3 rRNA genes are annotated in these 6,082 nt (G+C 56.1%); all 3 read left to right on the forward strand.

Annotation, left to right across the window (positions count from 1 at the left end):
• Positions 1-592 precede the first annotated feature (592 nt).
• Positions 593-2,122, forward strand: a 16S ribosomal RNA gene (locus tag GU5_RS0113080).
• 481 nt (positions 2,123-2,603) lie between these two features.
• A 23S ribosomal RNA gene (locus GU5_RS0113085) occupies positions 2,604-5,714 on the forward strand.
• Between the two features lie 241 nt (positions 5,715-5,955).
• Positions 5,956-6,072, forward strand: a 5S ribosomal RNA gene (gene rrf / locus GU5_RS0113090).
• Together the 16S, 23S and 5S rRNA genes form the textbook arrangement of a ribosomal RNA operon.
• The last annotated feature ends 10 nt before the right edge of the window (positions 6,073-6,082 follow it).

The following is a 6,082-nucleotide window of genomic DNA, read 5'->3' on the forward strand; positions in this document are numbered from 1 at the left end:
TAGAGTTTTATCCCGTGCTCAGGGCACAGGGCAGACGCCGGAAGGGTCGCTCTGGGGTGTTGGGCCGGGTATGACGGCTGGATGGTCGTTGTGGTTGCTTCTGAGAATCTGATACTATGATTGATTGTGTCCCCGGGGTGAACGGGGTGTTGATCAGTGGTTGCGGCGGTGTTGTTCGTCGTGTGCTGGTGGCACGTTGTTTGCGGGGATGGTGATCGTCTGGTAAGATGGAGAAGTTGCTTGCTGACGGTCGTTGCGGTTTTCGCCGGGTGGTCGGCTTCGCTGAGGTGGAGTTGACATGGTGAGAACGGATGATCTAGGATAGTAAAGTTGCTTCGGAGCGATCCGGAAAGTTTACTGGAAGAAAGCGTTTCAGGGTTTGGCTTTCTGGTGGTGCCGTGAGCATCTGTTGTTTGAGAACTCAATAGTGTGCCAAGTATGTTGATACCAAATATTTATTTGGTTGTTGCAGCGCTTGCCACCCCCGTGGTGAGTGTTGTGAGCAGCTTTGGATCACGTCATTCGCATGGTCACTGGGTCTTGTTTTTCCGGCAGGGTTCTGGTGGTCGTGTGGTGATCTCTTTCATTGTTTTTGATGGAGAGTTTGATCCTGGCTCAGGATGAACGCTGGCGGCGTGCTTAACACATGCAAGTCGAACGATGAAGCCGGGTGCTTGCACCGGGTGGATTAGTGGCGAACGGGTGAGTATCACGTGAGTAACCTGCCCTTGACTCTGGGATAAGCCTGGGAAACTGGGTCTAATACCGGATATGACCAGTCCTCGCATGGGGTGCTGGTGGAAAGATTTTATCGGTCTTGGATGGACTCGCGGCCTATCAGTTTGTTGGTGAGGTAATGGCTCACCAAGGCGATGACGGGTAGCCGGCCTGAGAGGGTGACCGGCCACACTGGGACTGAGACACGGCCCAGACTCCTACGGGAGGCAGCAGTGGGGAATATTGCACAATGGGCGCAAGCCTGATGCAGCGACGCCGCGTGCGGGATGACGGCCTTCGGGTTGTAAACCGCTTTCAGCAGGGAAGAAGCTTTTGTGACGGTACCTGCAGAAGAAGCGCCGGCTAACTACGTGCCAGCAGCCGCGGTAATACGTAGGGCGCGAGCGTTATCCGGAATTATTGGGCGTAAAGGGCTCGCAGGCGGTTTGCCACGTCTGCTGTGAAAGCCCGGGGCTTAACTCCGGGTGTGCAGTGGGTACGGGTAGACTAGAGTGCAGTAGGGGAGACTGGAATTCCTGGTGTAGCGGTGAAATGCGCAGATATCAGGAAGAACACCGATGGCGAAGGCAGGTCTCTGGGCTGTTACTGACGCTGAGGAGCGAAAGCATGGGGAGCGAACAGGATTAGATACCCTGGTAGTCCATGCCGTAAACGTTGGGCACTAGGTGTGGGGGACATTCCACGTTTTCCGCGCCGTAGCTAACGCATTAAGTGCCCCGCCTGGGGAGTACGGCCGCAAGGCTAAAACTCAAAGGAATTGACGGGGGCCCGCACAAGCGGCGGAGCATGCGGATTAATTCGATGCAACGCGAAGAACCTTACCAAGGCTTGACATGGACCGGATCGCTGCAGAGATGTAGTTTCCCTTCGGGGCTGGTTCACAGGTGGTGCATGGTTGTCGTCAGCTCGTGTCGTGAGATGTTGGGTTAAGTCCCGCAACGAGCGCAACCCTTGTCCTATGTTGCCAGCACGTAGTGGTGGGGACTCATGGGAGACTGCCGGGGTCAACTCGGAGGAAGGTGGGGATGACGTCAAATCATCATGCCCCTTATGTCTTGGGCTTCACGCATGCTACAATGGCCGGTACAGTGGGTTGCGATACTGTGAGGTGGAGCTAATCCCTAAAAGCCGGTCTCAGTTCGGATCGAAGTCTGCAACTCGACTTCGTGAAGTTGGAGTCGCTAGTAATCGCAGATCAGCAATGCTGCGGTGAATACGTTCCCGGGCCTTGTACACACCGCCCGTCAAGTCACGAAAGTCGGTAACACCCGAAGCTCACGGCCCAACCCCTTGTGGGAGGGAGTGGTCGAAGGTGGGACCGGCGATTGGGACTAAGTCGTAACAAGGTAGCCGTACCGGAAGGTGCGGCTGGATCACCTCCTTTCTAAGGAGCTGGACCCGAGTCGGGTCCGCCCAGTGCGTCGGCGAGTGTTCGACGCTGGGTTTGCTCATGGGTGGAATATCAGCATGCAGTCACCGGTGGTGGCATTGGTTCTGGTTCGAGTACGCCCTTGCTTCGTGTGGGGTTGGAAAGTCTGGTTCTGATGTGTGCTGCTGGTGCTTGGTACACTATTGGGTCCTGGAGCAACAGGTGTTGTTCTGGTGATTGTGCCGCCTGCTGCAGGTAGCCGCACGTGGGTCGCCGGTGGCCGTTGGGTCGTCGGTGGTGTTGTGTGGTGATGGTGGTGGGGGTTGTTGTTTGGGAACTGCATAGTGGACGCGAGCATCTTGCTCTTGTCAGTGGCTGGCCTGCTTCTTTTTGGGCTGGTTGCTGGTGGGAGCGTGGTCAATGTGCATCACGATCATCGCCCTTGTGTGGGTGGTGGTTGGTGTTGTCCTTGGTTTTTATAACAACATGCCCGTTGGGGTAAGTGTTGAAGGGCGCATGGTGGATGCCTTGGCAGCAGGAGCCGATGAAGGACGTGGGAATCTGCGATAAGCCTGGTGGAGCTGATAACCGAGCGTTGAGGCCAGGATTTCCGAATGGGGAAACCCCGCATGCTGTTATGGTGTGTGACCGCCGGCTGAATGTATAGGCCGGTTGGAGGGAACGTCGGGAAGTGAAACATCTCAGTACCGACAGGAAGAGAAAACAATAGTGATTCCGTGAGTAGTGGCGAGCGAAAGCGGATGGGGCTAAACCGTGTGCGTGTGATACCTGGTAGGGGTTGCGTGTGCGGTGTTGTGGGACATGCCGTCCAGGATCTACCAGTCCTGGGAGTCGAGGTGCGGGCGTATAGACGAACACGTGGTGAGTGCGTGACCGGAGAGGGTGGGAGTCCCGTAGTTGTAATGCGTTCCGCCGGCTTGTGTGTGTATCCCGAGTAGCACGAGGCTCGTGGAATCTTGTGTGAATCAGCCAGGACCACCTGGTAAGCCTGAATACTACCTGCTGACCGATAGTGGAACAGTACCGTGAGGGAATGGTGAAAAGTACCCCGGGAGGGGAGTGAAATAGTACCTGAAACCATGTGCCTACAATCCGTCAAAGCTGGTCCTTGTGGCTGGTGATGGCGTGCCTTTTGAAGAATGAGCCTGCGAGTTAGTGCTCAGTGGCGAGGTTAACCCGTGTGGGGAAGCCGTAGCGAAAGCGAGTCTGAATAGGGCGTGTGAGTCGCTGGGTCTAGACCCGAAGCGGAGTGATCTACCCATGGCCAGGTTGAAGCGCGTGTAAGAGCGTGTGGAGGACCGAACCCACCTAGGTTGAAAACTGGGGGGATGAGCTGTGGGTAGGGGTGAAAGGCCAATCAAACTCTGTGATAGCTGGTTCTCCCCGAAATGCATTTAGGTGCAGCGTTGTGTGTTTCTTGCCGGAGGTAGAGCTACTGGATGGCTGATGGGCCCTACAAGGTTACTGACGTCAACTAAACTCCGAATACCGGTAAGTGAGAGCGCAGCAGTGAGACTGTGGGGGATAAGCTTCATGGTCGAGAGGGAAACAGCCCAGACCACCGGTTAAGGCCCCTAAGCGTGTGCTAAGTGGAAAAGGATGTGGAGTTGCTGAGACAACCAGGAGGTTGGCTTAGAAGCAGCCATCCTTGAAAGAGTGCGTAATAGCTCACTGGTCAAGTGATTCCGCGCCGACAATGTAGCGGGGCTCAAGCACACCGCCGAAACTGTGGCAATCAGTCCTTTGGGGCTGGTTGGGTAGGGGAGCGTCGGACACTGCTGTGAAGCGGCCGCGGAAGCGTGTCGTGGAGTGTGTTCGAGTGAGAATGCAGGCATGAGTAGCGAAAGAGCAGTGAGAAACTGCTCCGCCGAATGACCAAGGGTTCCAGGGTCAAGCTAATCTGCCCTGGGTTAGTCGGGACCTAAGGCGAGGCCGACAGGCGTAGTCGATGGACAACGGGTTGATATTCCCGTACCGGCGAAGGACCGCCCATGGTGAACTGGTGATACTAACCGCCCGAACCATGCTGGATGGCAGCTTTGCTGCCACGTGTGTGGGGAGCGCGGGACCTGAACTGGGGAGCCAAGCGTATTAACAGGTGTGACGCAGGAAGGTAGCCGGGCTCAGCGATGGTTGTCTGGGTCTAAGAATGTAGCCTTCAGTCCAGGTAAATCCGGGCTGTGTGTTGGTGAGATTTGATGGGCTCCCACGTTGGTGGGAGATCCGGTGATCCTATGCTGCCGAGAAAAGCATCGACGCGAGGTCCGAGCCGCCCGTACCCGAAACCGACACAGGTGGTCAGGTAGAGAATACCAAGGCGTTCGAGAGAATCACGGTTAAGGAACTCGGCAAAATGCCCCCGTAACTTCGGGAGAAGGGGGGCCTCGGTGGTGATCCGCCCTTGCGGTGGTGAGCTGTTCGGGGCCGCAGAGACCAGGGGGGTCCGACTGTTTACTAAAAACACAGGTCCGTGCGAAGTCGTAAGACGATGTATACGGACTGACTCCTGCCCGGTGCCGGAAGGTTAAGAGGACGAGTTAGTCACCGTGTGTGGCGAAGCTCAGAATTTAAGCCCCGGTAAACGGCGGTGGTAACTATAACCATCCTAAGGTAGCGAAATTCCTTGTCGGGTAAGTTCCGACCTGCACGAATGGAGTAACGAGACCCCCGCTGTCTCAACCGTGAACTCGGCGAAATTGCACTACGAGTAAAGATGCTCGTTACGCGCAGCAGGACGGAAAGACCCCGAGACCTTTACTATAGCTTGGTATTGGTGTTTGAAATCACTTGTGTAGGATAGGTGGGAGACTGTGAGACGGTCACGCTAGTGGTCGTGGAGTCGTCGTTGAAATACCACTCTGGTGTTTTTAGGCATCTAACTTCGGGCCCTGATCGGGTCCAGGGACAGTGCCTGGTGGGTAGTTTAACTGGGGCGGTTGCCTCCCAAAGAGTAACGGAGGCGCCCAAAGGTTCCCTCAGCCTGGTTGGCAATCAGGTGTTGAGTGTAAGTGCACAAGGGAGCTTGACTGTGAGACTGGCAGGTCGAGCAGGAACGAAAGTTGGGACTAGTGATCCGGCGGCACCGTGTGGAAGGGCCGTCGCTCAACGGATAAAAGGTACCTCGGGGATAACAGGCTGATCCTCCCCAAGAGTTCATATCGACGGGATGGTTTGGCACCTCGATGTCGGCTCGTCTCATCCTGGGGCTGGAGTTGGTCCCAAGGGTTGGGCTGTTCGCCCATTAAAGAGGCACGCGAGCTGGGTTTAGAACGTCGTGAGACAGTTCGGTCCCTATCCGCTGCGCGCGTTGGAGATTTGAGAAGGTCTGTCCTTAGTACGAGAGGACCGGGACGGACGAACCTCTGGTGTGTCAGTTGTACTGCCAAGTGCACCGCTGATTAGCTACGTTCGGGATGGATAACCGCTGAAAGCATCTAAGCGGGAAGCCGGCTTCGAGATGAGATCTCCGTCACCATCAAGGTGTGAAGGCTCCCAGCTAGACCACTGGGTTGATAGGCCGGATGTGGAAGCAAGGACTGAAGACTTGTGAAGCTGACCGGTACTAATAAGCCGATCACTTATCCCACCCCACACACTGTTTGCAGAGTGTGGGTGGTGTGTTGTGTGGTGCTCGCGTCCACTAGGCGGTTGTCTTTCAACAAACCCCGCCCCGCTGCTTGTTGTGGTGGGGTGTGGGTGGTGTGATCTGAGGATAATGGTATAGAGAGACTAGTTTTGGCAGCCACCCTGGTGTGGTGGTTGTTCGTATGAACTCGCCCTGCCCCCGCGTTCGTGTGTGCGGTGTGGGGGTGTGTGGTGGTTAGAGTTACGGCGGTCATAGCGTGGGGGAAACGCCCGGTCCCATACCGAACCCGGAAGCTAAGACCCATTGCGCCGATGGTACTGCACGCGGGAGCGTGTGGGAGAGTAGGTCACCGCCGGACACCCTTTGAA

The organism is Nesterenkonia sp. F, from assembly GCF_000220985.1.
GTDB lineage: Bacteria > Actinomycetota > Actinomycetes > Actinomycetales > Micrococcaceae > Nesterenkonia.